General features: G+C 69.6%; 19 protein-coding genes. 3 read left to right on the top strand and 16 right to left on the bottom strand.

Annotated elements, in window-relative coordinates:
- Positions 1–101: 101 nt before the first annotated feature.
- Together AB0C75_RS27855 and AB0C75_RS27850 are read left to right on the top strand one after the other, a co-directional pair.
- Positions 102–2597 carry a ThuA domain-containing protein gene (locus AB0C75_RS27855; RefSeq protein ID WP_362894472.1) on the top strand — a complete coding sequence of 832 codons (2496 nt, stop codon included), beginning with the start codon at positions 102–104 and terminating at the stop codon, positions 2595–2597.
- Positions 2594–4831, top strand: a complete 2238-nt coding sequence (locus tag AB0C75_RS27850) for a family 16 glycoside hydrolase (protein ID WP_362894471.1) — start codon at positions 2594–2596, stop codon at positions 4829–4831. The genes AB0C75_RS27855 and AB0C75_RS27850 overlap by 4 nt, the downstream gene beginning before the upstream one ends.
- A 12-nt stretch (positions 4832–4843) precedes the next feature.
- Here AB0C75_RS27850 and AB0C75_RS27845 read toward each other — a convergent pair whose 3' ends face one another.
- Positions 4844–5935 (bottom strand): ABC transporter permease, encoded by a 1092-nt coding sequence (locus AB0C75_RS27845; protein WP_362894470.1) that lies wholly within the window; start codon positions 5933–5935, stop codon positions 4844–4846.
- Positions 5932–6942 (bottom strand): non-homologous end-joining DNA ligase, encoded by a 1011-nt coding sequence (gene ligD / locus AB0C75_RS27840; protein WP_362894526.1) that lies wholly within the window; start codon positions 6940–6942, stop codon positions 5932–5934. The genes AB0C75_RS27845 and ligD overlap by 4 nt, the downstream gene beginning before the upstream one ends.
- Positions 6943–7037: 95 nt before the next feature.
- On the opposite strand from ligD, the gene AB0C75_RS27835 reads away from it, so the two are divergent.
- Positions 7038–8099: an ATP-dependent DNA ligase gene (locus AB0C75_RS27835; protein WP_362894469.1), complete on the top strand. Its 1062-nt coding sequence runs from the start codon at positions 7038–7040 to the stop codon at positions 8097–8099.
- A gap of 4 nt (positions 8100–8103) precedes the next feature.
- On the opposite strand, the gene AB0C75_RS27830 is transcribed toward AB0C75_RS27835, so the two are convergent.
- From AB0C75_RS27830 to AB0C75_RS27765, 14 genes are read right to left on the bottom strand one after another with little or no spacing between them, the layout of a single operon-like run.
- Complete coding sequence (locus tag AB0C75_RS27830; protein ID WP_362894468.1) at positions 8104–9321, bottom strand: lytic murein transglycosylase; 1218 nt, start codon at positions 9319–9321, stop codon at positions 8104–8106.
- Between the two features lie 19 nt (positions 9322–9340).
- Entirely contained in the window at positions 9341–10084 is a 744-nt protein-coding gene (locus AB0C75_RS27825; RefSeq protein WP_362894467.1) for a hypothetical protein, read from the bottom strand.
- Between the two features lie 33 nt (positions 10085–10117).
- On the bottom strand, positions 10118–10648 hold the full coding sequence (locus AB0C75_RS27820; protein ID WP_362894466.1) for a nuclear transport factor 2 family protein: 531 nt from the start codon (positions 10646–10648) through the stop codon (positions 10118–10120).
- A gap of 12 nt (positions 10649–10660) precedes the next feature.
- Positions 10661–11245, bottom strand: a complete 585-nt coding sequence (locus tag AB0C75_RS27815) for a hypothetical protein (protein ID WP_362894465.1) — start codon at positions 11243–11245, stop codon at positions 10661–10663.
- Positions 11242–11763: a hypothetical protein gene (locus tag AB0C75_RS27810; protein WP_362894464.1), complete on the bottom strand. Its 522-nt coding sequence runs from the start codon at positions 11761–11763 to the stop codon at positions 11242–11244. Before AB0C75_RS27810 ends, AB0C75_RS27815 begins: the two co-directional genes overlap by 4 nt.
- Positions 11760–12998 (bottom strand): MlaD family protein, encoded by a 1239-nt coding sequence (locus AB0C75_RS27805; RefSeq protein WP_362894463.1) that lies wholly within the window; start codon positions 12996–12998, stop codon positions 11760–11762. The genes AB0C75_RS27810 and AB0C75_RS27805 overlap by 4 nt, the downstream gene beginning before the upstream one ends.
- Entirely contained in the window at positions 12998–14131 is a 1134-nt protein-coding gene (locus tag AB0C75_RS27800; protein ID WP_362894462.1) for an MCE family protein, read from the bottom strand. Before AB0C75_RS27800 ends, AB0C75_RS27805 begins: the two co-directional genes overlap by 1 nt.
- Complete coding sequence (locus AB0C75_RS27795; protein ID WP_362894461.1) at positions 14128–15273, bottom strand: MCE family protein; 1146 nt, start codon at positions 15271–15273, stop codon at positions 14128–14130. Before AB0C75_RS27795 ends, AB0C75_RS27800 begins: the two co-directional genes overlap by 4 nt.
- Before the next feature lies 1 nt (position 15274).
- The gene (locus AB0C75_RS27790) at positions 15275–16291 is read right to left on the bottom strand and encodes an MCE family protein (RefSeq protein WP_362894460.1); all 1017 of its coding nucleotides are present in this window, start codon (positions 16289–16291) and stop codon (positions 15275–15277) included.
- Positions 16288–17319, bottom strand: a complete 1032-nt coding sequence (locus tag AB0C75_RS27785) for an MCE family protein (RefSeq protein WP_362894459.1) — start codon at positions 17317–17319, stop codon at positions 16288–16290. Before AB0C75_RS27785 ends, AB0C75_RS27790 begins: the two co-directional genes overlap by 4 nt.
- Positions 17316–18626 (bottom strand): MCE family protein, encoded by a 1311-nt coding sequence (locus AB0C75_RS27780; protein WP_362894458.1) that lies wholly within the window; start codon positions 18624–18626, stop codon positions 17316–17318. Before AB0C75_RS27780 ends, AB0C75_RS27785 begins: the two co-directional genes overlap by 4 nt.
- Positions 18626–19429: an ABC transporter permease gene (locus tag AB0C75_RS27775; RefSeq protein ID WP_362894457.1), complete on the bottom strand. Its 804-nt coding sequence runs from the start codon at positions 19427–19429 to the stop codon at positions 18626–18628. The genes AB0C75_RS27780 and AB0C75_RS27775 overlap by 1 nt, the downstream gene beginning before the upstream one ends.
- Before the next feature lie 3 nt (positions 19430–19432).
- On the bottom strand, positions 19433–20281 hold the full coding sequence (locus AB0C75_RS27770; protein ID WP_362894456.1) for an ABC transporter permease: 849 nt from the start codon (positions 20279–20281) through the stop codon (positions 19433–19435).
- On the bottom strand, positions 20278–21264 hold the full coding sequence (locus tag AB0C75_RS27765; protein ID WP_362894455.1) for an ATP-binding cassette domain-containing protein: 987 nt from the start codon (positions 21262–21264) through the stop codon (positions 20278–20280). The genes AB0C75_RS27770 and AB0C75_RS27765 overlap by 4 nt, the downstream gene beginning before the upstream one ends.
- Positions 21265–21355: the final 91 nt, after the last annotated feature.

Below are 21355 nucleotides of genomic sequence, written 5' to 3'. Positions count from 1 at the left end.
CCACGAAAAGAGGTCTAGCTTCATGCGCTGTCGCAGTGACCACAGAGGTGCGATGACGAGAGAAGTGACCGGAGAAGTGACCCAGAGGGGTGGGTGACCACATGCAGCGCACACCACATCACAGGTCCAGATCGCGCCGCGGTATCGCGGCGGCCGTGGCGGCAGGCGCCCTGACCGCGTCCCTGCTCGGTGGCAACGCGGCCACCGCCAGCTCCCAGCCGGATCAGGAGCTCAAGGAACGGATGGCGACAACGTTGTCCCTGCCCACGCCGCCCGGCGGGGCCGACGTCAGGGTGCTGGTGTTCCACGCCACGGCGGGCGAGGAGTCGCCGACCGTGGACGCGGGCATCGCGGCCATCGAGAAGATCGGGCTGACCGGCCCGGAGTCCGGGCGCTTCGAGACCGTCGCCACCGACGACGCCGGGGTCTTCACCGACAAGAAGCTCGGCAGGTACAACGCGGTCGTCTTCCTGACCGGCGGCGGCGATGTGCTGGACCCGGAGCAGGAGGCGGGCCTGGAGGCGTACATGGAGGCCGGTGGCGGCTTCCTCGGCATCCATGACGCGGCGCGCACCGAGCCGTACTCCGACTGGTTCACCGGTCTGGTCGGCGCCCGCCCGGCAGCGGACAGCCCGACGGACGTCCAGCGTGCCACCGTGGAGATCGGCGACCGGCAGCACCCGGCGACGAAGAGCCTCCCACTGGAGTGGAAGCGCCCGGACACCTGGCTGAACTGGGAGAACAACCCGTCCGGCGATGTGCACACCGTGGCCCGTGTCCGCGAGCTGACCTACGACCCGGGCAAGAGCGCCAACGGCTGGGACCACCCGGTCTCCTGGTGCCGCGACTACGACGGCGGCCGCTCCTTCTACACCGCCATGGGCGGTACGGCGGCGAGCTTCGCCGAGACCGACTTCCGTGATCATCTGCGCGGCGCGCTCGACTGGACGAGCCGCATCTCGCAGGCCGACTGCAAGGCCACCATCGACTCCAACTACACGGCCGAACGGCTCACGCAGCCCAACCAGCCCGGGCAGAACGACCAGATCGGCGAGCCGCACGGTCTGGTGACGGCGAAGGACGGCCGGATCTTCTACATCGGGCGTGGCGGCACGGACAGCAGCGTGCCCGTGGTCACCGACTGGGACGACCCGGACGTCGGCAAGGGCGAGGGCGAGATACACGTCTACGACCCGAAGACGAAGGAGGTCACCCTCGCGGGCAAGCTGAGCGTCTTCGGCAACAAGGGCGGCGGCGACGAGCTGGTCAAGGTCGAGGAGGGCCTGCTCGGGATCCAACTGGACCCGGACTTCGCCACCAACGGCTGGGTGTATCTGCACTACACCCCGCACGCGAGGATCGACCGGGACAAGCAGATGGCGGTGCGCCAGGTCTCGCGCTTCACCCTCGACCAGGCCACGAACAAGCTGGACCTGGGCTCCGAGAAGGTGCTCCTGGAGTGGCCGGTCCAGATCCACAGCTGCTGCCACGCGGGCGGCGGTATGGCCTGGGACTCGAAGAACAACCTCTACATCGCGACCGGGGACAACAACTCCTCGCAGTTCAGCGACGGTTACTCCGGTAACAACCCGGAGCCGAACTACAAGGGCGTGTCCTTCTCCGATGCCCGCCGCACCGCGGGCAACACCAACAACCTCAACGGGAAGATCCTGCGGATCCACCCCGAGGACGACGGCACGTACACCCTGCCCGATGGCAACCTCTTCACCGGTGACGAGCCGGACGAGGGCGGCGGCAAGACCCGCGGCGAGATCTATGTGATGGGTGTGCGCAACCCGGCCCGTATCTCCGTCGACACCGCGACCGACACCCTGTACGCGGGCTGGGTCGGCCCCGACGCGGGCGAGCCCAGCACGACCTGGGGTCCCGCCAAGTACGACACGTTCGCGGCGATCACCAAGGCCGGCAACCACGGCTGGCCGTACTGCATGGGCAACAAGCAGCCCTACCGGGACCGCAATCTGCCCGATCCCACCAAGCCGCTGGACTGGTACGACTGCGACGCCCCGAAGAACGAGTCGCCGAACAACAACGGCCTGGTCAACCTGCCGCCGGTGACCGGCAACACCATCTGGTACTCGCCCCAGGGCGGCGGCGTCGACTACCCGCGCGACGAGAACGGCATCCCCAGCTACAAGGTCGAGGACCAGAAGGAGCTCCTGCCCTGGCTCAAGGGCGGCGGCCAGGCCACGATGAACGGCCCGGTCTACCGCTACGACGAGGCGAGCACCAGCGAGGCCAAGTGGCCCTCGTACTGGGACGGGAAGTGGTTCGTCGGTGACTTCTACGACGACGACCAGCCGCGTCACGCCGTGCTGACCGACCCGAAGACGGTCGGCAAGGGCGGCCTGCCGACGCACGCCGAGTCCCTGAAGAAGATCATCCCGGTCGGTGAGGGCGGTATCCGCAACCTCATGGACTGGAAGTTCGCCCCGGACGGCTCGCTCTACGTCCTGGACTACGGGCGCGGCTTCTTCACCTCCGACTCCGAGTCCGCGCTGTGGCGCGTGACGTACAAGGGCGGCGGTCCGACCCCGGCCGCCGCAGACCTGGCCAGGAAGGCGGCAGCGCAGTGAGACACCCTTCACTCCTCGCGCGACGGCGGTACGGGCCCGCCCGGTGGTGGCTCGCCCTGCTCGGTTCGTTCCTGATGGTCATCGGACTGTCCTCGACCGCCGCTTACGGTCGCGACGACGACCGGGCGGCAGCCGCCGACCAGGTCCTCACCTGGACGGCCGGCGACCCCATCGACCACTATCTGACCGCTCCCGAGACCGCGGTGGCCGGTCCCGCGACCCTCGTCTTCGAGAACAGCGTGGCCACGGGCAACACGACGAGCATGCCGCACACGCTGACGTTCAGCGTCTCGGACCCGGAGCACAACAGCGACGTCCAGGTGAACATCCTGGCCAACCCGAGTGACAGCGAGGGCGGCAAGCACAGCGTCGAGGTGACGCTCACGCCTGGCACCTACCTCTACCACTGCACGATCCCCGGGCACATCGCGATGCAGGGTGTCCTCACGGTGACCGAGGACGGCGGTGGCGACGACGACACCACCGCTCCCGAGACCTCGGCGACGGTGGACGGCGACCAGAACGCCGACGGCGCCTACATCGGCCAGGCCACCGTCGCCGTGGCGGCGACCGACGCGGACTCGGGTGTCGACACCGTCGAGTACGCGATCGGGGCGGACGGCGAATGGCAGCCGTACACGACGCCCGTCGTCGTGGACGAGGTGGGCACGCACACGGTCCGCTACCGCGCCACCGACAAGGCCGGGAACGCGGCGGAGGAGAAGTCGGTCGACTTCGAGGTGGCCGCGCCGCCGACGGACGACGAGACCCCGCCGGAGACCTCGGCGACCGTGTCGGGCGAGCAGGACGACGCGGGCGCCTACCTCGGCATGGCCACGGTCACCGTGACCGCGTCCGACACCGGGTCCGGCGTCAACACGATCGAGTACGCGATCGGGGCGGACGGCGACTGGCAGCCCTACACCGCACCCGTGATGGTGCACGAGGTGGGCGAGCACAGCGTCCGCTACCGCGCCACCGACAGGTCCGGCAACGTGGCCGAGGAGAAGTCCGCCGGCTTCACCGTCGTCGAACCGCCGTCGCAGGACCGGACCCCGCCGGAGACCTCCGTGGCGGTGGCGGGCGACAAGAACTCCGACGGCGCGTTCATCACGAGCGCCGAGGCCACCCTCACCGCGACCGACGAGGACTCGGGCGTGGACAAGGCCGAGTACTCCCTCGACGGCGGCCCGTATCTGGAGTACTCCTCCCCCGTCATCGTCGACCGCGTGGGCTATCACACGTTCACCCACCGGGCGACGGACAAGGCGGGCAACACATCGGAGGCGAAGCAGTCCTCGTTCACCATCGCGCAGAGCGGGGGTGTTCCCGCTCCCAACTGCCCCGAGTTCGACGAACGGCTGACCGTGATCGTCGGCACGGTCGACACCGGTGTTCCCAACCGGATCACCGGCAACCGCTGCACGGTCAACGAGCTGATCGAGGACGAGAAGGACTGGTCGTCACACGCCCTGTTCCTCAAGCACGTCGACACCGTCCTGGACAAGCTGCTCGCCGACGGGGTCGTCGACGACCGTGAGCACAGGACCATCTACAAGGCGGCCAAGGAGTCCGGCATCGGCAAGCCGGGCCAGGACGAGGGTTACCGCAAGCTCTTCGACGGAACCGCCGCGTCCCTCGCCAAGTGGGAGCAGGTCGGCGGCGGACAGTTCACGCTGAACGAGGAGGAGGGCTCGATCACCAGCTCCACCACGGTGGACGGCATGGGGATGCTGTGGTTCCCGTCCCGGCAGTACGGGGACTTCTCGCTGAAGCTCCAGTGGCGGGACGACGCCCCGGAAGGCGGCAACGCCAACGGTGGGGTCTTCGTCCGCTTCCCGAACGTCCACGACACTCCGGAGGAGTCCCGTCCGGAGTGGGCCGCGATCAAGTACGGCCATGAGATCCAGGCCTATGACGGGCCCGGCGGCGACATGTACAAGACGGGGTCCGTCTACGGGTTCGACCGGGTCGGCCTCGGCGGCGCCGGGGTCACGCCCAAGGGGACCTGGAACGACTACGAGATCCGGGTGGTGGACCAGCACTACTCGATCTACCGGAACGGCACCCTGCTCAACGAGTTCGACAACGACGGCGGCCAGCTCTTCGAGCCGCCCCGGGACGACGACCCGGGCACCGACGGCCGGCGGTACGCCTCCGGCTACATCGGGCTCCAGGTCCACAGCACCACCGACGTGATCTCGTACCGCGACGTCCGTATCCAGGAGTTGTAGGACGGATCACTCTCAGGCGGCCGCGGCCGCATGCTCCGGCGTGCGGTCGCGGCCTCCTGGGTGCCGGTGGCGCCACACCCAGAAGACCGTGCAGGAGACCAGTGACCAGCCCGCCAGCACGAGATACGGGAAGACGTACTGGTGCCCCTGGTAGTAGACCGCGGTGTGCTGGGCGTTGACCGACGCTCCCGGCGGCAGCCAGCGCCCGATGTGCCCGAGCGCCGAGGGCAGCAGCGGCCAGGACACCGCGCCGCCGGAGGACGGATTGCCGAGGAGCACCATCACGCCCCAGGTGGGAATCATCGCCCAGCGCCCCATGATGGTATTGAACATGGTGAAGACCATGCCCGACGTGAACATCGTGAAGGCCAGGATCAGCCAGGACTGGACGAACGGCAGGTCCACCGCGCCGAGCAGCCAGTCCACCACGGCCGCGATGGCGAATCCGCCGAGCAGCGCGTAGCCGAGGGTGAAGGCGATCCGCTCCAGCGGGTTCAGACTACGGGCGTTCACGCTGAGCTGGATCGAGCCGACGAACCCGATGATGACGGCGGCGAGCGAGATGTAGAACAGGGCGAGACCGCGCGGGTCGCCCTTCTGCTGAGGTTTGAGGTCCTTGACCGCGAGCGGGACATCGGCCTTCCGTGCGACCTCGGCACCGGTCTCACCGAGCAGCTGGGCGACGGTGGCGCCGGACGCGGCGGCGAGGTCCATGGCCACCCCGTCCCGTCCGCCAGGCCGCAGGATCGCGAAGACCTTCTGCGCCTCCAGCGCTTCGAGGGCATCGGCCCGGGTGGAGTAACGGTGGAGTTCGAGGGAGGCGTCCAGCGCCTTCTCCATCCCGCCCACGAACTTCTTGACGCCGGGCTCCTCGCTGTCGCCGGTGCCGCTGACCAGGGCGGCCGGGATGCGGTGCGGTGTCGGGTTGGCCAGCGCGTACGTGTACGAGCCGGCGAAGAGCCCGGCCGCCGCCGCGATGATGACCGTCAGCACCAGGGCGGGGAAGTACGGCGACCGCTTGAACTCCTGCCACCTCTCGCGGTGGGCCGGGGGCCTGCCGTGCTCGCCGTGCGCCGGGGGCTCGCTCCCCTCGACGGTGCTCATGCCCCGCCCCCGTCGTCGCTCCTGGCACGGCTGGGCTGCACCCGCTTCGGTTCGCCCGGCATCTTCGGGTACTCCGGCGGATAAGGCAGGTCGCCGAGCCTGTGCTCGTGCTCGTCGCGCCGCGCCAGTTCCAGCACCTGGTCGAGACGGAAGGCGTGGTCGTCCATGTCGGCGTGCAGGTCGCCCACATCGGCGTAGCGCGCGGGCATGGTGCGCAGGTCGAAGTCGCGGGGCTCGGCGTCGCTGATCTCCTCCCAGCGCAGGGGCGCGGAGACCGGGGCGTGCGGGAAGGGGCGTACGGAGTAGGCGGAGGCGATGGTGCGGTCGCGTGCCGTCTGGTTGTAGTCGACGAAGATCCGCTCACCGCGCTCCTCCTTCCACCAGGCGGTGGTCACACGGTCCGGCATCCTGCGCTCCAGTTCCCGCCCCACCGCGATGGCGGAGCGTCTGACCTGGGTGAAGGTCCACTCCGGTACGAGGGGGACGAAGACATGGATGCCGCGTCCGCCGGAGGTCTTGGGCCAGCCTCGCAGGCCGTGGTCGTCCAGGACCGCGCGCAGTTCACGTGCCGCCCGGACCGCGTCGGCGTAGTCGGTGCCGGGTTGCGGGTCGAGGTCGATGCGCAGCTCGTCGGGGTGTTCGGTGTCCGCCCTGCGCACGGGCCAGGGGTGGAAGGTCAGGGTGCCGAGGTTGACCGCCCAGAGGACGGCCCCGAGTTCGGTGGGGCACATCTCGTCGGCGTGCCGGCCGCTGGGGAACTCGATCCGGGCGGTGGGGGTCCAGTCGGGGAGGTTCTTCGGTGCCCGCTTCTGGTAGAAGAAGTCGCCATCGACCCCGTCGACGAAGCGCTGGAGGGTGGTCGGCCGCTCGCGCAGCACACGGAGGATGCCGGGGCCCACGGCCTGGAAGTAGGCTGCCACGTCCTTCTTGGTGTAGCCCTTCTCGGGGAAGTACACCTTGTCCGGGTTCGACAGCCGTACGGTCCGTCCGTCCACGTCCAGCTCCACCGCTGCTCCTGCTCCCATGTCAGCCACCGTAGGCCGGGCCCACTTATGCCGCATATCGGAAGACGTGCCTGGTGCGGTGGTCAAGAATCGGGGCCATGGACCTGCCGGTGATGCCTCCTGTGAAACCGATGCTCGCCAAGTCCGTGTCCGCGATTCCACCCGGTATGCAGTACGAGGCGAAGTGGGACGGCTTCCGGGCGATCGTGCACCGGGACGGTGAGGAGGTGGTGATCGGCAGCCGGACGGGCAAGCCCCTCACCCGCTACTTCCCCGAGGTGGTCACCGCCGTACGGGAGAATCTGCCGGAGCGGTGTGTGATCGACGGCGAGATCGTCCTGCCGTACGAGGGGCGGCTGGACTTCGACCGGCTGAGCGAGCGCATCCATCCGGCCGATTCCCGGGTGCGGATGCTGGCCGAGCAGATCCCGGCGAGCTTCGTCGCCTTCGACATCCTCGCCCTGGACGACACGTCCCTGCTCACCGCCACGCAGACCGAACGGCGGGCCGTCCTCAAGGACGCGCTGGCGGGTGCCTCGGCACCCGTCCATCTCGCACCGTCCACGACGGACCCGGACCTGGCGCGGGACTGGTTCGAGCGGTACGAGGGCGCCGGCCTGGACGGGGTGGTCGCCAAGCCGCTCGATCTGCCGTACCGGCCGGACGCGCGGGTCATGTACAAGATCAAGCACGAGCGGACCGCCGACTGTGTGGTGGCGGGCTACCGCTTCCACAAGAGCGGCCCGGTGGTCGGATCGCTGCTGCTCGGTCTGTACGACGCCGGGGGCTCCCTCCAGCACGTGGGTGTGTGCGCCGCCTTCACGATGAAGCGGCGCGCGGAACTCCTGGAGGAGCTGGACCCGCTGCGCGTGGACCCGGCCGAGCACCCGTGGGCGGCCTGGGCCGAGGCGACGGCGCACGAGGGGGCACGCCTGCCGGGGGCGCCGAGCCGCTGGTCGGGCAGGAAGGACCTGTCCTGGGTGGCGCTGGCGCCGGAGCGCGTCTGCGAGGTGGCGTACGACCACATGGAGGGTGACCGCTTCCGGCACACCACCCAGTTCCGGCGGTGGCGGCCCGACCGCACCCCGGCGAGCTGCACCTACGCACAGCTGGAGGAAGTGGTGCGGTACGACCTCTCCGAGGTGCTGGACGGCCGTTGACCCGTCAGGCGGACCCGGTGGGGTCAGGGGTGGCGCATGGTTCGTCGGACGGTGCGTCCGTGGGTCCGGTCTCCTCCGACGGCGTCGGGCAGGCGGGGTCGGTGGTGGGGTCCGGGTCGGGCGTCGTGCTGGGGTCCGAGGTGGTGGGATCGGGGTCCGGGGTCGTGGTGGGGTCAGGGGCGTCCGTCGGGTCGGCCGAACCGCTGTCGGTGGGGTCGGGGACCGGGTCCGTGGGCCCCGGTGATCCGCCCGGACCGCCGGAGTCCGTGGGGGTGGGGCCTGGCGAGGTGGAGGGCGGAGGGGTGCGGGTGGGCTGCGGGCCCACGACGATGCCGCCGCCCTCGCTCGGGCTGCCGGGGCCGCCGACCGGGGCCTTCGGGGCGTGGGTGCCTCCCGCTCCGGGGCTCTTCGGGATCACGCCCTTGCCGTCGGTGACGGGGTGGACCCCCTTGCGGTAGAAGTCCAGCCAGGAACGGACTGTACGCAGGTAGGTGTCCGAGTGGTTGTAGCTGAGCACCGCACGGTCCAGATCCGCCTTCACGGACAGGTCGCGCGGCCCGGCGCAGAGGTAGTGGCCCGCCGAGAGGGCCGCGTCCATGACGTTGCCGGGGTCGGCCCGTCCGTCGCCGTTGCCGTCCTTGCCCCAGTGCGCCCAGGTGGACGGGATGAACTGCATCGGCCCGACGGCCCGGTCGTACCGGGTGTCGCCGTCGAGGGCCCCGCCATCGGTGTCCGGAATGTTGGCGAAGCCCGCTCCGTCGAGTACGGGGCCCAGGATCGGGGTGAGCGTGGTGCCGGCGGCGTCCACCTGTCCGCCTCGCGCATGGCCTGACTCCACCTTGCCGATCGCCGCGAGCAGTTGCCAGGGCAGATGACAGCCGGGGTCGCCGCGGCCGAGCATGCGCTCCGCGTTGCGATAGGCGGCCAGGACGGTGGCGGGGATGCCTGCCTCGGTCCAGGCCTGTACGGCGGCGGGGGCGGGCCGCTTCTTCCCGGTGCTCTCAGGGGGCTCGGGGGATACCAGGGGCGGCAGTTCGGTGTGGTAGCTGTCGTCGTTGGGCACCTCGGTCCAGACCACGTCGTCCGATGCCACGCTCTTCACGCTGTCGCCACCGTCCCCGCCGGTGAGCCCCGGGGCCTGGGACGCGGTGAGCGCCGCCATGGCGGCGACCGCGGTGACGGTGCCGGTGAGTCCGCGGCGCATGGTCCCGTCGAGCCTCATGTGTCCTGCCTCTCCTGGGTCAACGCGTGAACGTGTCGATGGCCGCGATCCGCCAGGTGTCGCCCCGGCGTACGGCGTCCACGGCGAACATGGCCGCCGCGTACGTCGTCTCCTCCTTCTTGCCGGTGCGGGTGTTGCTCTGGTCGGCGAAGACGAGCAGCCGGGCGCGGTCGCCGTCGAGCAGCTCGACTCCGCTGTGGGTGACGGTCGTGGTGAGGACGAGCTTCTGCTCGGGCGCCTGTGCGCGGACCTCGGCGAGCATGTCCTTGTGCTGCTGGACCGCCTTGCCGGTCAGATGTTTCTTCGCCGCCCGGTCGGACTTCGCGGGCGAGGCGTAGTCGTAGGAGAAGACCGCGCCGACGGCCTCGGTGATCTGTCCCTTGACCTCACTGGTGCTGCCGATGTCGGTGAGGGCCGTGTTCTGCCGGCTCGGCTCGTCGCGCAGGGTGCCGGCCGAGGTGAACGCCCAGACGGCGAAGGCCCCGAGAAGCAGTGTCGCGGCGCACAGGACGGCGGGCAGCCGGACGCGCGGGCGGTGCGGGCGTCCGCGCGGGGGCCCGTCACCTGGACCGGCCTCATCCGCGAGCTCCGTCTCCGGCGCAGTCGCAGTCTCCGGCTCCGTCTCCGGTTCCGTGGGTGCGCCGTGTGCTCCGGCTGCCCCGGGAGCCGGCTGCGGTGCCGTGGTCGTACGCGGCGGCGCGGTCGTCGCGGCGACGGTGGCGAGCCTGCGGCGGCGGTTGACCAGATGGCGGGTCGTCGACATGTCGGTGGTCCTCTCGAAGGCGGTCGGTCGGGATCAGCCGGCGGTGTTGCCGACGGGCGCCTGGCCGAGCGCGCTGAGCTTCCATCCGCCGGGGGTGCGGGTGAGCTGCCCCAGCATCCGGCTTTCCTTGACCGCGGGTTCGCCCTCGGGAGCGGTCACGGTGACGCGCAGCGCCACCATCACGCCGGCCTTCCCCTGCCGCTCGTCCAGCTCCGTCACGGCTCCGGACAGCACCTTGGCGGTGCTGACCGTCCCGGCCGACTCGATCTGCTTGGCGAACGCGTCCCGCCCGTCGACGAGTTGCTGGTGCAGATCACCGGTGGTCGACTCCTCCCAGCTGTCGAGCCCTTCGTCGAGCTCGGCGTGGTCGAGCGTGTTCATGTTCTGCACGGCCTGCTCCCCCGCCGCCAGTGCGTCGTCGCGGGCCTGTGCGTACGCCGCCGAGTCGTCGTGCCCGGCGTCGTAGTGGGACCACCCTCCCCAGCCGGCGGCGACGGCGGCCACGACCGTCAGCGCGACCGCTGCCACCCGCAGCGGTTCGGTTGTCATGGGTACCCGTGCCATCGGTGCTCTCCCCTACCTGGAGGTGATGTCGACGATCCGCCAGTGCCCGCCCCGCAGTTCGGCGGTCACGGACAGCTGTGCGGCCGCCGTGGTGGCGGCCTTCCCCTCGCGCTCGTAGACCTGGTCGAGGAAGACGAGGAGGTGGGCGCTGCTGCCGGTGAGCCGCGTGACTCCGGTGCGGACGGCCTGGCTGGTGAGTGTCAGCTTCTGGTCGGCGGCCTGCTTCTCGACCTGGCCGAACAGGGCCGCGTACTGCTGGAGCGCCCGGCCCGCGAGGAGTTGCTTCGCCGACTCCTTGGTGGCGCCGGTGGCTTGCGGGCTGTACGAGAAGACCTTGCCCAGGGCGCTGCTCACTTCGCCCGCGACCTGGCTGGTCGCGGCGGAGTCGGCGAGGGCGCGGTCGGACGTGGCGGGGGTGTCCCGCAGCTGCCGCCCCTGGACGAACAGGGTGCAGCCCACACCCAGCAGGACGACGGTCAGCAGCACCGCGACGGGGCGGGTCCACCTCCGGCGGGCGGGGGGCAGATCGGGCTCGGGGTCCGCCACGGGACCGGGGTCGTCCGGCGCGACGGTCGCTGTTCCCGTGCTCTGCTTCATGAGGCACCCCCGACCGGCAGCGCGTCGAGCGCCTTGATCTTCCAGCCGTCCCCGGTGCGGGCGAGCGTCGCCTCGAAGCGTTTGCGCTCCGTGCCCGCCTTGCCGGTGCGCGGGGTGACCTCGACGTCGACGGTGGCGATGAGCGCCGCCGTACCGGCCCGGTCGTCGAGCGCGGTGAGCGCGGCGTCGGTGACCTTGCCGCGTACGGTGGCGCCGGACTCGGTGAGCTCGCGTGCGTCCTTCGTGCGGGTGCTCTCCAGCCGGTCGTGCAGCGGTCCGGCCGAGGCGGTGAGCCAGGCGTTGAGCCCGTCCTTCACCCTGGCCGTGCTCGTGCCGTCCATGCTGGTCAGCCGGGTGAGGTGCTGCTTTCCCTCGGTGAGCGCGGCGTCGCGGCTCTTCGCGTACGCCAGGCTGTCGTCGCCCCTGGCCTGGGTGTACGACCAGGTGCCGAGCGCGCAGACCAGCACAGCGACGAGCAGTGCGGCCCGGCCTGTCCAGGTCCTCGTACGGTCGCTCATGAGCCGCTCCCCAGGCCGAGCAGTCCCGCCATGCCGTCGCCCCGCGGCGTGGCGGTGGCTCCGGTGGCGCTGCGTGACGTGTCGGGGAGGAGGCCGGAGCCGGGCTCGAACGGTTCGGGTACGGGGCCGCCCTTGGGGGCGTTCGCGCTGCCGCGGACGTTGATGCCGGTGCCGGGCGAGGACGCGCAGCGCGCCTTGGTGTTGGTGGCGGGCGCGGTCGAGACGTCGGTGCCGGGGCGGTAGGTGGTGTCGCCGTATCCGGCGGTGCAGGGCAGAGGTTCGAAGAAGGTGACCGACATGCCGAACCTGGCGCCGTCCGCGTCGACTGCGCTCGCGCCGGCCGCCGCGACCGCGGGGAGTTTCACGAGGAGTTCCTCCAGTCCGCGCTGGCGGGTGACAGCGACCTCCGAGGTGGTGAGGAGGTTGGCGACGACCACGCCGAAGGCGGGGTCGAGGTCGCGCAGCAGTCCGCTGATCTGTTCGGTGGCGTCGGGCGCCGCGGCGATGAGGCGGCGCAGATCGGCGTCGGATCCCTTGAGTTCGGCGGCGAGTTCGGCGGCGCCGGATGCGAAGCCCTTGAGCGCTTCGCCCTGTTCGTTCTGGGTCCGCAGCACGGTCTCTCCGTCGGTGATCAGCTTCCTGGTGGTCGGCAGTGCCTCGTCGGCGGCCTCGACGAACTCGCTTCCGGTGTCCAGCAGGACCTGGAGGTCGTCGCCGCGTCCGCTGAAGGCGGTGCCGAATTCGTCGACGACCGTGCGCAGGGATTCCGTGTCGACGGACGCCGTCAGGTCGTTGACGCTGGTGAGGACGTCGGTGACGGGTGCGGGGATCGTGGTGTCGGCCTGGCCGATGACCGAGCCGTTCGCCAGGTAGGGGCCGTCGGTGCGGGTGGGCCGCAGGTCGATGTACTGCTCGCCGACCGCGGAGAGGCCGGCGACGACGGCGTGGAGGTCGTCGGGGATGAGGGGGGCGTCCTTCTCTATGCGCAGTTCGGCCTCGACCCCGTCGTCGGTGAGTTCGATCGAACCGACCCTGCCGACGGACACACCTCGGTAGCTGACGTCGGAATGGGTGAACAGACCGCCCGTCTGTGGGAGTCGCACCGTGACGGTGTAGTAGTCGCGCAGCCCGACGTAGTGCCCGAGGTCGGCGTAGCGCACCCCGAGGAAGCCGAGGACGAGTACGGCGACGACGAGGAAGGCGATGTTCTTGAGCCGGATGGCAGTAGTGATCATCAGCGGGTGCCCTCCGTCGTGGTGACCGAGGGCAGCGGCAGGGGCAGCGCCGCCCCCGTCTCCTGGCCGCCTGACGTCGTGGGCGGGGTGAGTGCGGGGATGAGCTGGGTACCGGGCTGGGCCGTCACGTCCAGATAGACGTTGAGGTAGTCGCCCTTCACCCCGCGGAGCACCTCGTCGGTGAACGGGTAGGTGAAGAGCACCTGGAGGGAGTCGGGCAGGTCGTCGCCGGAGTCGGCGAGCGCGGTGAGCGTGGGTGCGATGGCCTTGAGGTCGGCGACCATGTCGGCCTTGCTCCTGTCGATCGTGTCGACGGCGACCGTGGAGAGCGTGTCGAGCGAGCGGAGCATGGTCAGGAGCGAGCCGCGCTGCTTCTCCAGGACCTTCAGGCCCGGGGTGAGCCCGGTGAGGACCGTACCGACGTCCTGTTTACGGGTGGCGAGCGTGGCGGAGAGCCGGTTGACGCCGTCGAGGGCCTGGGTGATGTCCTCCTTGTGGTCGTCCAGGTCGGTGACCAGTGTGTTCACCCGCTTCAGCATCGAGCGGATCTGCGGTTCCTGGCCGGCGAGTGCCTTGTTGAGCTCGGTGGTGATGGTCTTGAGCTGGCTGACCCCGCCCCCGTTGAGGAGCAGCGACAGGGCACCGAAGACCTCTTCGACCTCCGGGTTGCGGTTGGTGCGGGCGAGCGGGATCCGGTCGCCGTCCGCGAGTGCGCCCCGGGCCGTGCCGGCGCTCGGGGGCGAGAGCTGGACGAACTTCTCGCCGAGGAGGCTGGACTGTTCGAGGTGGGCGTAGGCGTTGGCGGGCAGGCCGACCTTCCCGTTGACCCGCATCGTGACCTTGGCGGTCCAGCTGCCCGGGGTGAGGGAGATCTTGGTGACGCGGCCCACGGCCACGTCGTTGACCTTGACGGACGACTGAGGGGCGAGGCTGAGGACGTCGCCGAACTCGGCGGTGATCTCGTACGGGTGGTCCCCGAGGTCGGCCCCGCCGGGCAGGGGCACCTGGTCGAGGCCCTCGAACGACGGCAGGCCGGTGGTCGTGATCAGGAGCACGAGGCCGACGCAGGCGGCGGTCAGGGCGCCGAGGCCCGTGAGCGCGCGGGTGCCGGGTCTGCGCAGGGCGGGGCTCATGGGGTCGCCTCCTTCTTCGTGTCCGGCGCGGCCTTCTTCTTCGTCGCTGTCTTCTCCGGCGTGCCGTAGACGGTGCCGACGGCGGGCAGCGGCAGTGCGGGCAGTGCCTTCCGGCGGGCGGTGTCCACCGGGGCGAGACCCCGCAGTCCGCCCGTGGCGGTCCCCGACGCGGTGAGGGGGCCGCCCATCGACAGTTCGTTGAGATCGGTGCGGCCGTTGAGGGTGCGGTTCGCCGGGTCGTAGGCGTTGAGGACGTTGCCCGCGGCGAGAGGCAGCGTGTCGAGGGATTCGGCGAGCGAGGCGCGCTGGTCGACCAGGGTCTGGGTGAGCGGAACCAGCAGGTCCACGTTCTCCTTCAGGGCGCCTCGGTTCTTCTGGATGAAGCCCTTGACCTGGCCGAGCGCCTTGCCCAGTTCCTTCAGGGCGGCGCTGAGGTTCTTCTTGTCGTCGGCGAGGAAACCGGTGACGGTGTTCAGCTGCTGCTCGGCCGCCCGCACATTGCCGTCGTTGTCCTTCAGCATCGTGGTGAAGGTCTGCAGGTAGGACAGCGTGTCGAAGAGGTTCCCGCTGCTCTTGTCGAGTGTCTTGGTCGCCTTGCCGAACTGTTCGACGGAGTCCCCGATGGCCTTCCCGTTGCCGTCGAGGTTCTTCGCCCCGGTGTCGAGGAGTCTCGCGAGCGCCCCGTCCGCGTTGGCTCCGTCCGGGCCGAGCGCCGTGGAGAGCTCGGTGATCGACTCGTACAGCTGGTCGACCTCGACGGGAGTGGCGTTGTTCTCGGCCGGCAGTACGGCGCCGTCCCCCAGCCGCGCTCCCCCGCTGTAGGCCGGCGCGAGCTGTACGTACCGGTCGGCCACGAGGCTGGGGGCCACGACGACGGCGTGCGCCGCCTTGGGGACCTCTACGCCCTCGTCGAGCCGCAGGGTGACCTCGACCTCCTTGCCGCGCGGTTCGACGGACTCGACGGTGCCGGCCTTCACCCCGAGGATCCGCAGGTCCGATCCGGCGTACACGCCGGTGGCCTGGTCGAAGTAGGCGGTGACAGTGGTCTTCCCTCGGTCGTCGGTCGCCATCACACCCGAGGTCGCGGCGACCGCCACGACGGCGAGCCCGGCGCCGATGCCCACGACGCGTGTGCGTCTCATGTCAGCGCCCTCCCTGCTTCGGTGGCATGCAGTCGCCCGTGGGGGGCGTGTCCGCGGGCAGGTAGTTCTTCGGGACGACTCCGCAGACGTAGTTGTCGAACCAGCGGCCGTTGCCCAGGGTGTTGCCGACGAGACGGTTGTAGGAGCCGGCCAGGGAGAGCACCTTGTCCAGGCTCTTGCGGTTCTTCACCAGGACGGTGGTGACCCGCCCGAGCGACTTCAGGGTGGGCCCCAGCTGCTTGTTGTTGTCCTTGACGAGCCCGGTGAGCTGGGTTCCCAGGTCCCGGGTCCCGGTGAGCAGCAGATGGATGGAGTCCCGGCGCGCCTGGATCTCGCCGAGGAGCAGATCGCCGTCCTCCAGGAGGGTCTCGAAGCTGCTCTTCTTGCTCGCGAGTGTCTTGGTGAGCTGTTTGCTGCCCTTGAGGAGGGTGGCGAGCTGGGCGTCGCGCCCCGACACCGTCTTCGACAGGGCGGACAGCCCCTCGGCGGCGCTGCGCACATCGGCCGGTGAGTCCTTGAAGGTGTCGGAGATCGTCTCGAAGCTCTCGGCGAGCTGGGCGGTGTCGATCTCCTCGATCGTCTCTCCGAGCCCGTTGAACGCCTGGGTGACGTCGTACGGGGAGGTGGTGCGGCTCGCGGTGATGCGGGAGCCGGGGTCCTGGGCGGCGTTGCCCAGCGGATCGACGGCGAGGTACTTCTCGCCCAGGAGCGTCTTGATGGCGATGCCGACGGTGGAGGAGTCGCCGATCCAGGCGTCCTTGACCTTGAAGTCCACCTTCACCTTGGCGCCGTCGAGCGAGACGCCGGTGACCTCGCCGACCTTCACTCCGGCGATCCGCACCTCGTCGCCCTCGTCGAGGCCGGCTGATTCGCTGAAGTCGGCGCTGTAGGTGGTGCCCGCGCCGATGAAGGGCAGTGCGTCGGCGCGGTAGGCGGCCAGACCGACGAGGGCCAGGACGAGCAGTCCGACGATGCCGACGGCGACCGGGTTGCGTTCCCGTACGGGCTTGATCCTCATGCCTGGCACCTCGGTCCGCCGATCGTGACGCCGGTGGGCGGTGCGCTTCCGTCCTCGGTCGTCACACCGCTGACCTTCGCCTCGCAGAGATAGAGGTTGAGCCATGACCCGTACGAGGTGAGCCGGGTGATCGCCTCCATCTTGGCCGGGGTCTTCTCCAGGAAGCTCTCGATCTGGGGAGCGTTCCTGTCCAGCTGCCCGCTGAGACGCCCGAGTGCGGCGATGTCGTCCTTGAGCGGCTTGCGGCCGTCCTCGACGAGGTCGGCGGTGACGGTGGTGAGCGCGCCCATCGCCGTGACGGCCTCGCCGAGCGGCTTTCGGTCGCCGGAGAAGCCCGTGACGAGCTTCTGCAGGGTGACGACGAGGTCGTTGAAGCCCGCCTCCCGGTCGTTGACGGTCTTCAGGACCGTGTTGAGGTTCTTGATCACCTCGCCGATCACCTTGTCCTTGGCAGCGATGGTGCCGGTCAGCGATCCGACGTGGGAGAGGATGCTGTCGACGGTGCCGCCCTCGCCCTGCAGTACCTGGACGATCGATCCGGCGAGCTGGTTGACGTCGGGGGGCGACAGTCCTTCGAAGAGCGGCTGGAAACCGTTGAAGAGCTGGGTGAGGTCGAGGGCGGGTGTGGTGCGGGAGAGCGGGATGGTCGATCCCTGCCCGAAGCTCTCACCGACGGGTCCTGCTCCCTGGTCGAGGTCGATGTAGCGCTGGCCGACCATGTTGAGGTATTTGATCGACGCGGTCACCGAGGCCGGCAGCTTGCGGCCCTTGCGGACGGCGAAGCCGACCTCGGCGAGCCGCTTGTCGGCGACCTCGATGGATTCGACCTGGCCGACCTTGACGCCGGCGATCCGGACACTGTCGCCGACGACGAGCCCGGTCGCGTCGGTGAACCTCGCCTTGTACGGCGTGGTGTCGCCCACGCCCCTGTCGGCGATGGACAGACCGAGGACGGTGGTGGCCAGGGCCGTGACCACGACGAAGACGATCGACTTGACCAGGGGGCCCGCGAGGGAGCGACGCTTCACTTGAGCTTCACCTCCGCGCCGCGGAAGGCCGGACCGATGAGCACGCTGCTCCAGTCGGGCAGGGTCTCCGGCCGCACCTTCAGGGAGGAGGCGACCAGCTCGTTGACGAGCCGGCTCTCCTCGGGGGAGTTGGGCATGCCGAGGGCGGTGTCGGTGTCCCCTGCCTCGTCGGTGCGAGAAACGCCGTCCTTGCCCTGGGCGCCGTCCTTGCCGGAAGCGGTCCGGGTGCCGGCGGTCGGTACCGGGGTCCCGGTGTACGGCACCGAGTAGCAGTGCGGACCGCCGGTCGCGTCGTACACCGGGGTGTCCTTGCCCGCCACGTACTTCCCCCTGGACTCCACGGGCCTGAGCGTGACGTGGAGGCCGGGTTGACCGGTGCCCTTGCCGAGCGCCTTGTCCATGGCCGGCACGAAGCCCGCCATGGTGCGCAGGGTGCAGGGGAAGGAGTCCGAGTACTTCGCGAGGAGTTCCAGGGTCGGCCTGCCCGAGGCGGAGAGCCGGATGAGGTTGTCCTTGTTCTTGCGCAGGAAGGACGTGATGTCCTGGGCCGACGCGGTGGTGGAGCCGTACAGGTCGGCGAGTTCCGCCTGCTGTTCGGCGATGGTGCCGCTGGTGGTGGTGAAGTCGGTGAGCGCGTCCAGGACCTCGGGGGCGGCGTCCGCGTAGAGCGAGCTGACCTTGACGAGTTCCTTGATGTCCGCGTTGAGTGTGGGGAGTTGCGGGTTGAACTCCTTGAGGTGGGCGTCGAGGGTGACCAGCGTGTCGCCGAGCTTGTCACCGCGTCCTTCGAGCGCCTGGGACACCGCGTTGAGGGTGGCGGCCAGCTTCTCGGGCTTGACGGCGGTCAGCATCGGCAGGACGTTGTCGAGGACCTCCTCCAGCTCGATGGCGTTGCTCGAACGGTCCTGCGGGATCTCCGCACCGGCCTCAAGTGTCTGCGCCGAGGGGACCGACGGCGGCACGAGGGCCACGAACCGCTCGCCGAAGAGGGTGGTGGGCAGCATCTGGGCGGTGACGTCGGCGGGGACCCGTCCGAGCCGGTCGGGCTCGATGGCGAGGGTCAGGCGTGCCCCGTCCCCCTCCGACTCGATGTCGCGCACCTCTCCGATCACGACTCCGCGCAGCTTGACCTCGGCGTTGTCGTGCATCTCGTTGCCGACGCTCGTGGTGCGTACGGTCACGGTGGCGTCGTGCGTGAAGTCCTTCCGGTACACGGACACCGACAGCCATATGAGCAGGGCGGGCACGAGCACGAAGGCCACGCCGGCGAGTCTGCGGCGCACCGTCTGCGCCGTGGAGGAGTGCATCAGCCGGCCACCTTCACCGTTGTCGTCGCGCCCCAGATGGCGAGCGAGAGGAAGAAGTCGGTGACGCTGATCAGCACGATGGCGTTGCGCACCGACCGGCCCACGGCCACGCCGACGCCGGCCGGACCGCCGGTGGCGTGGAAGCCGTAGTAGCAGTGGGCGAGGATCACCAGCACGCTGAAGATCAGCACCTTGAGCACCGACAGGAGCACGTCCTCCGGAGCGAGGAAGAGATTGAAGTAGTGGTCGTAGGTGCCCGCCGACTGCCCGTTGAACAGGACGGTGATGTAGCGGGACGCCAGGTAGGAGGAGAGCAGGCCGATCGCGTACAGCGGGATGATGGCGACGACACCGGCGATGATCCGGGTGGTGACGAGGTAGGGCATGGAGCGCACGCCCATCGCTTCGAGTGCGTCGACCTCCTCGTTGATCCGCATCGCGCCGAGCTGGGCGGTGAAGCCGGCGCCGACGGTCGCGGAGAGCGCGAGCCCTGCGACGAGCGGGGCGATCTCCCGGGTGTTGAAGTAGGCGGAGATGAAGCCGGTGAAGGCGGAGGTGCCTATCTGGTCGAGGGCGGCGTACCCCTGGAGTCCGACGACCGAGCCGGTGGCCAGCGTCATCGCGATCATCACGCCGATGGTTCCGCCGATGACACCGAGGCCGCCGCTGCCGAAGGCGACCTCGGCGAGCAGCCGCTGCACCTCCTTGAGGTAGCGGCGCAGAGTCCGGGGGATCCAGATCAGCGCCCGTACGTAGAAGGTGAGTTGCTCCCCCGAGCGGTCGAGCCAGCCGAGCATCGACATCGGTCAGCCCCCCTTCGGGGGGACGATCTGGAGGTAGATCGCGGTGAGGATCATGTTCACCGCGAACAGGAGCATGAAGGTGATGACGACGGACTGGTTGACGGCGTCGCCCACTCCCTTGGGTCCGCCACGGGGGTTCAGTCCCCGGTAGGCGGCGACGATGCCCGCGATGAAGCCGAAGATCAGCGCCTTGAGTTCGCCGATGTAGAGGTCGGGCAGCTGGGCGAGGGCGGAGAAGCTGGCGAGGTAGGCGCCCGGCGTGCCGTCCTGCATGATCACGTTGAAGAAGTAGCCGCCGAGCGTGCCGACCACGGACACCAGGCCGTTGAGCAGGACGGCGACGAACATGGTGGCCAGCACACGAGGGACGACGAGGCGCTGGACGGGTGAGATGCCCATGACCTCCATGGCGTCGAGTTCCTCGCGGATCTTGCGCGAGCCGAGGTCGGCGCAGATGGCGGATCCCGCCGCCCCGGCGATGAGCAGCGCCACGATGAGCGGGCTGGCCTGCTGGATCACCGCGAGGACGCTGGCGCCGCCCGTGAAGGACTGGGCACCGAGCTGCTCGGTGAGGGAGCCCACCTGGAGGGCGATGACCGCGCCGAACGGGATGGACACGAGTGCGGCCGGCAGGATCGTGACACTGGCGACGAACCAGAACTGTTCGATGAACTCCCGCACCTGGAAGGGGCGTCGGAAGACGGCACGGGCGACGGCCAGAGCGAGGGCGAAGAGCTGCCCGGTCTGCCGCAGCGGGGCGAGCAGCCGCGAGGGCGGTCTCTTTCTTCGCGTCTTCTCCCCCGGCTCCCCGGTGGCCTCGCCGGGTGGCCGTACGGGCGGCGGCGCCGTCATCGGCGCCCACCGTCCAAGGTCGGCGTGTAGCTGTTCACGATGGCCGTACGGGCGGCCTCCGGCAGCCCGCCCATCATGGAGACGACCCGCTCCCTGCGGCGCAGGGCGGCCTGCCGTGCGGGCATTCCGGACGAGGGCTCCAGCTGCGCCGGCAAGGTGGTCGGGACGGTGTACACGTAGTCGGCACCGTTGGTCTGCTCGGCCGCGAGCGTCGCCGCGTCCTTCTCCTCCGACATCCCGATGGGGCCCTCCTTCCGGCCGGAGAGGAACTGGGCGATGACGGGTGTGTCACTGGTGAGCAGCACCTCGCGCGGTCCGAAGGTGACGAGGTTGCGGCAGAAGAGCATGCCCATGTTGTCGGGGACGGTGGCCGCGATGTCGAGGTTGTGGGTGACGATGAGCATGGTCGCGTCGCTCTGTGCGTTGAGATCGATGAGCAGCTGCGAGATGAAGGCGGTGCGCACCGGGTCGAGTCCGGAGTCCGGCTCGTCGATGAGGATGATCTGCGGATCCAGGACGAGAGCACGGGCGAGACCGGCGCGCTTGCGCATACCGCCGGATATCTCGCCCGGCAGCTTCTCCTCCGCGCCGAGCAGACCCACGATGTCGATCCGCTCCATGACGATGCGCCGGATCTCGGATTCCTTCTTGCGCGTGTGTTCACGCAAGGGGAAGGCGATGTTGTCGAAGAGCGACATCGACCCGAAGAGCGCACCGTCCTGGAACATGAGGCCGAAGAGCTTCCGGGTCTCCATGATCTCCCGCTCGGGGCTGTTGACCATGTCGACACCGTTGATGAGGACGCGGCCTTCTTCCGGTTTCAGTAATCCGATGATGGATTTCAGGAAAACGGTCTTTCCGGTGCCTGAAGGGCCGAGCATCACGCTCACCTCACCGGCCGGAAGTGTGAGGCTGACGTCCTGCCAGATGTTCTGCCTGCCGAAGGATTTCGTCAGGCCCTCGACGACTACTTCGATTCCCATCGGCCCTCCTTCGAAGTGGTGGTGAACGGCACACGTGCACCAGGAGGCGCACGTTATGTCCGCAGAAACCGCCTGGACAAGCCGTTGAGCA

Origin of the sequence: Streptomyces sp. NPDC048565 (genome assembly GCF_040650935.1) — a bacterium.
Taxonomy (GTDB): domain Bacteria; phylum Actinomycetota; class Actinomycetes; order Streptomycetales; family Streptomycetaceae; genus Streptomyces.
Note: the sequence above shows the minus strand (reverse complement) of the source record. Positions and strands in the feature narration are given on the sequence as shown.

Excerpts from the sequence above, each read along its gene's own strand:
- AB0C75_RS27770 (WP_362894456.1), bottom strand. The coding sequence starts at position 20,281 with ATGACGGCGCCGCCGCCCGTACGGCCACCCGGCGAGGCCACCGGGGAG.
- AB0C75_RS27855 (WP_362894472.1), top strand. The coding sequence starts at position 102 with ATGCAGCGCACACCACATCACAGGTCCAGATCGCGCCGCGGTATCGCG.
- AB0C75_RS27825 (WP_362894467.1), bottom strand. The coding sequence starts at position 10,084 with ATGTCGACGACCCGCCATCTGGTCAACCGCCGCCGCAGGCTCGCCACC.
- AB0C75_RS27820 (WP_362894466.1), bottom strand. The coding sequence starts at position 10,648 with ATGGCACGGGTACCCATGACAACCGAACCGCTGCGGGTGGCAGCGGTC.
- AB0C75_RS27800 (WP_362894462.1), bottom strand. The coding sequence starts at position 14,131 with ATGAGCCCCGCCCTGCGCAGACCCGGCACCCGCGCGCTCACGGGCCTC.
- AB0C75_RS27795 (WP_362894461.1), bottom strand. The coding sequence starts at position 15,273 with ATGAGACGCACACGCGTCGTGGGCATCGGCGCCGGGCTCGCCGTCGTG.
- AB0C75_RS27765 (WP_362894455.1), bottom strand. The coding sequence starts at position 21,264 with ATGGGAATCGAAGTAGTCGTCGAGGGCCTGACGAAATCCTTCGGCAGG.
- AB0C75_RS27775 (WP_362894457.1), bottom strand. The coding sequence starts at position 19,429 with ATGTCGATGCTCGGCTGGCTCGACCGCTCGGGGGAGCAACTCACCTTC.
- AB0C75_RS27845 (WP_362894470.1), bottom strand. The coding sequence starts at position 5,935 with ATGAGCACCGTCGAGGGGAGCGAGCCCCCGGCGCACGGCGAGCACGGC.
- AB0C75_RS27810 (WP_362894464.1), bottom strand. The coding sequence starts at position 11,763 with ATGAGCGACCGTACGAGGACCTGGACAGGCCGGGCCGCACTGCTCGTC.
- AB0C75_RS27805 (WP_362894463.1), bottom strand. The coding sequence starts at position 12,998 with ATGATCACTACTGCCATCCGGCTCAAGAACATCGCCTTCCTCGTCGTC.
- AB0C75_RS27830 (WP_362894468.1), bottom strand. The coding sequence starts at position 9,321 with ATGAGGCTCGACGGGACCATGCGCCGCGGACTCACCGGCACCGTCACC.
- AB0C75_RS27835 (WP_362894469.1), top strand. The coding sequence starts at position 7,038 with ATGGACCTGCCGGTGATGCCTCCTGTGAAACCGATGCTCGCCAAGTCC.
- AB0C75_RS27790 (WP_362894460.1), bottom strand. The coding sequence starts at position 16,291 with ATGAGGATCAAGCCCGTACGGGAACGCAACCCGGTCGCCGTCGGCATC.
- AB0C75_RS27780 (WP_362894458.1), bottom strand. The coding sequence starts at position 18,626 with ATGCACTCCTCCACGGCGCAGACGGTGCGCCGCAGACTCGCCGGCGTG.
- AB0C75_RS27815 (WP_362894465.1), bottom strand. The coding sequence starts at position 11,245 with ATGAAGCAGAGCACGGGAACAGCGACCGTCGCGCCGGACGACCCCGGT.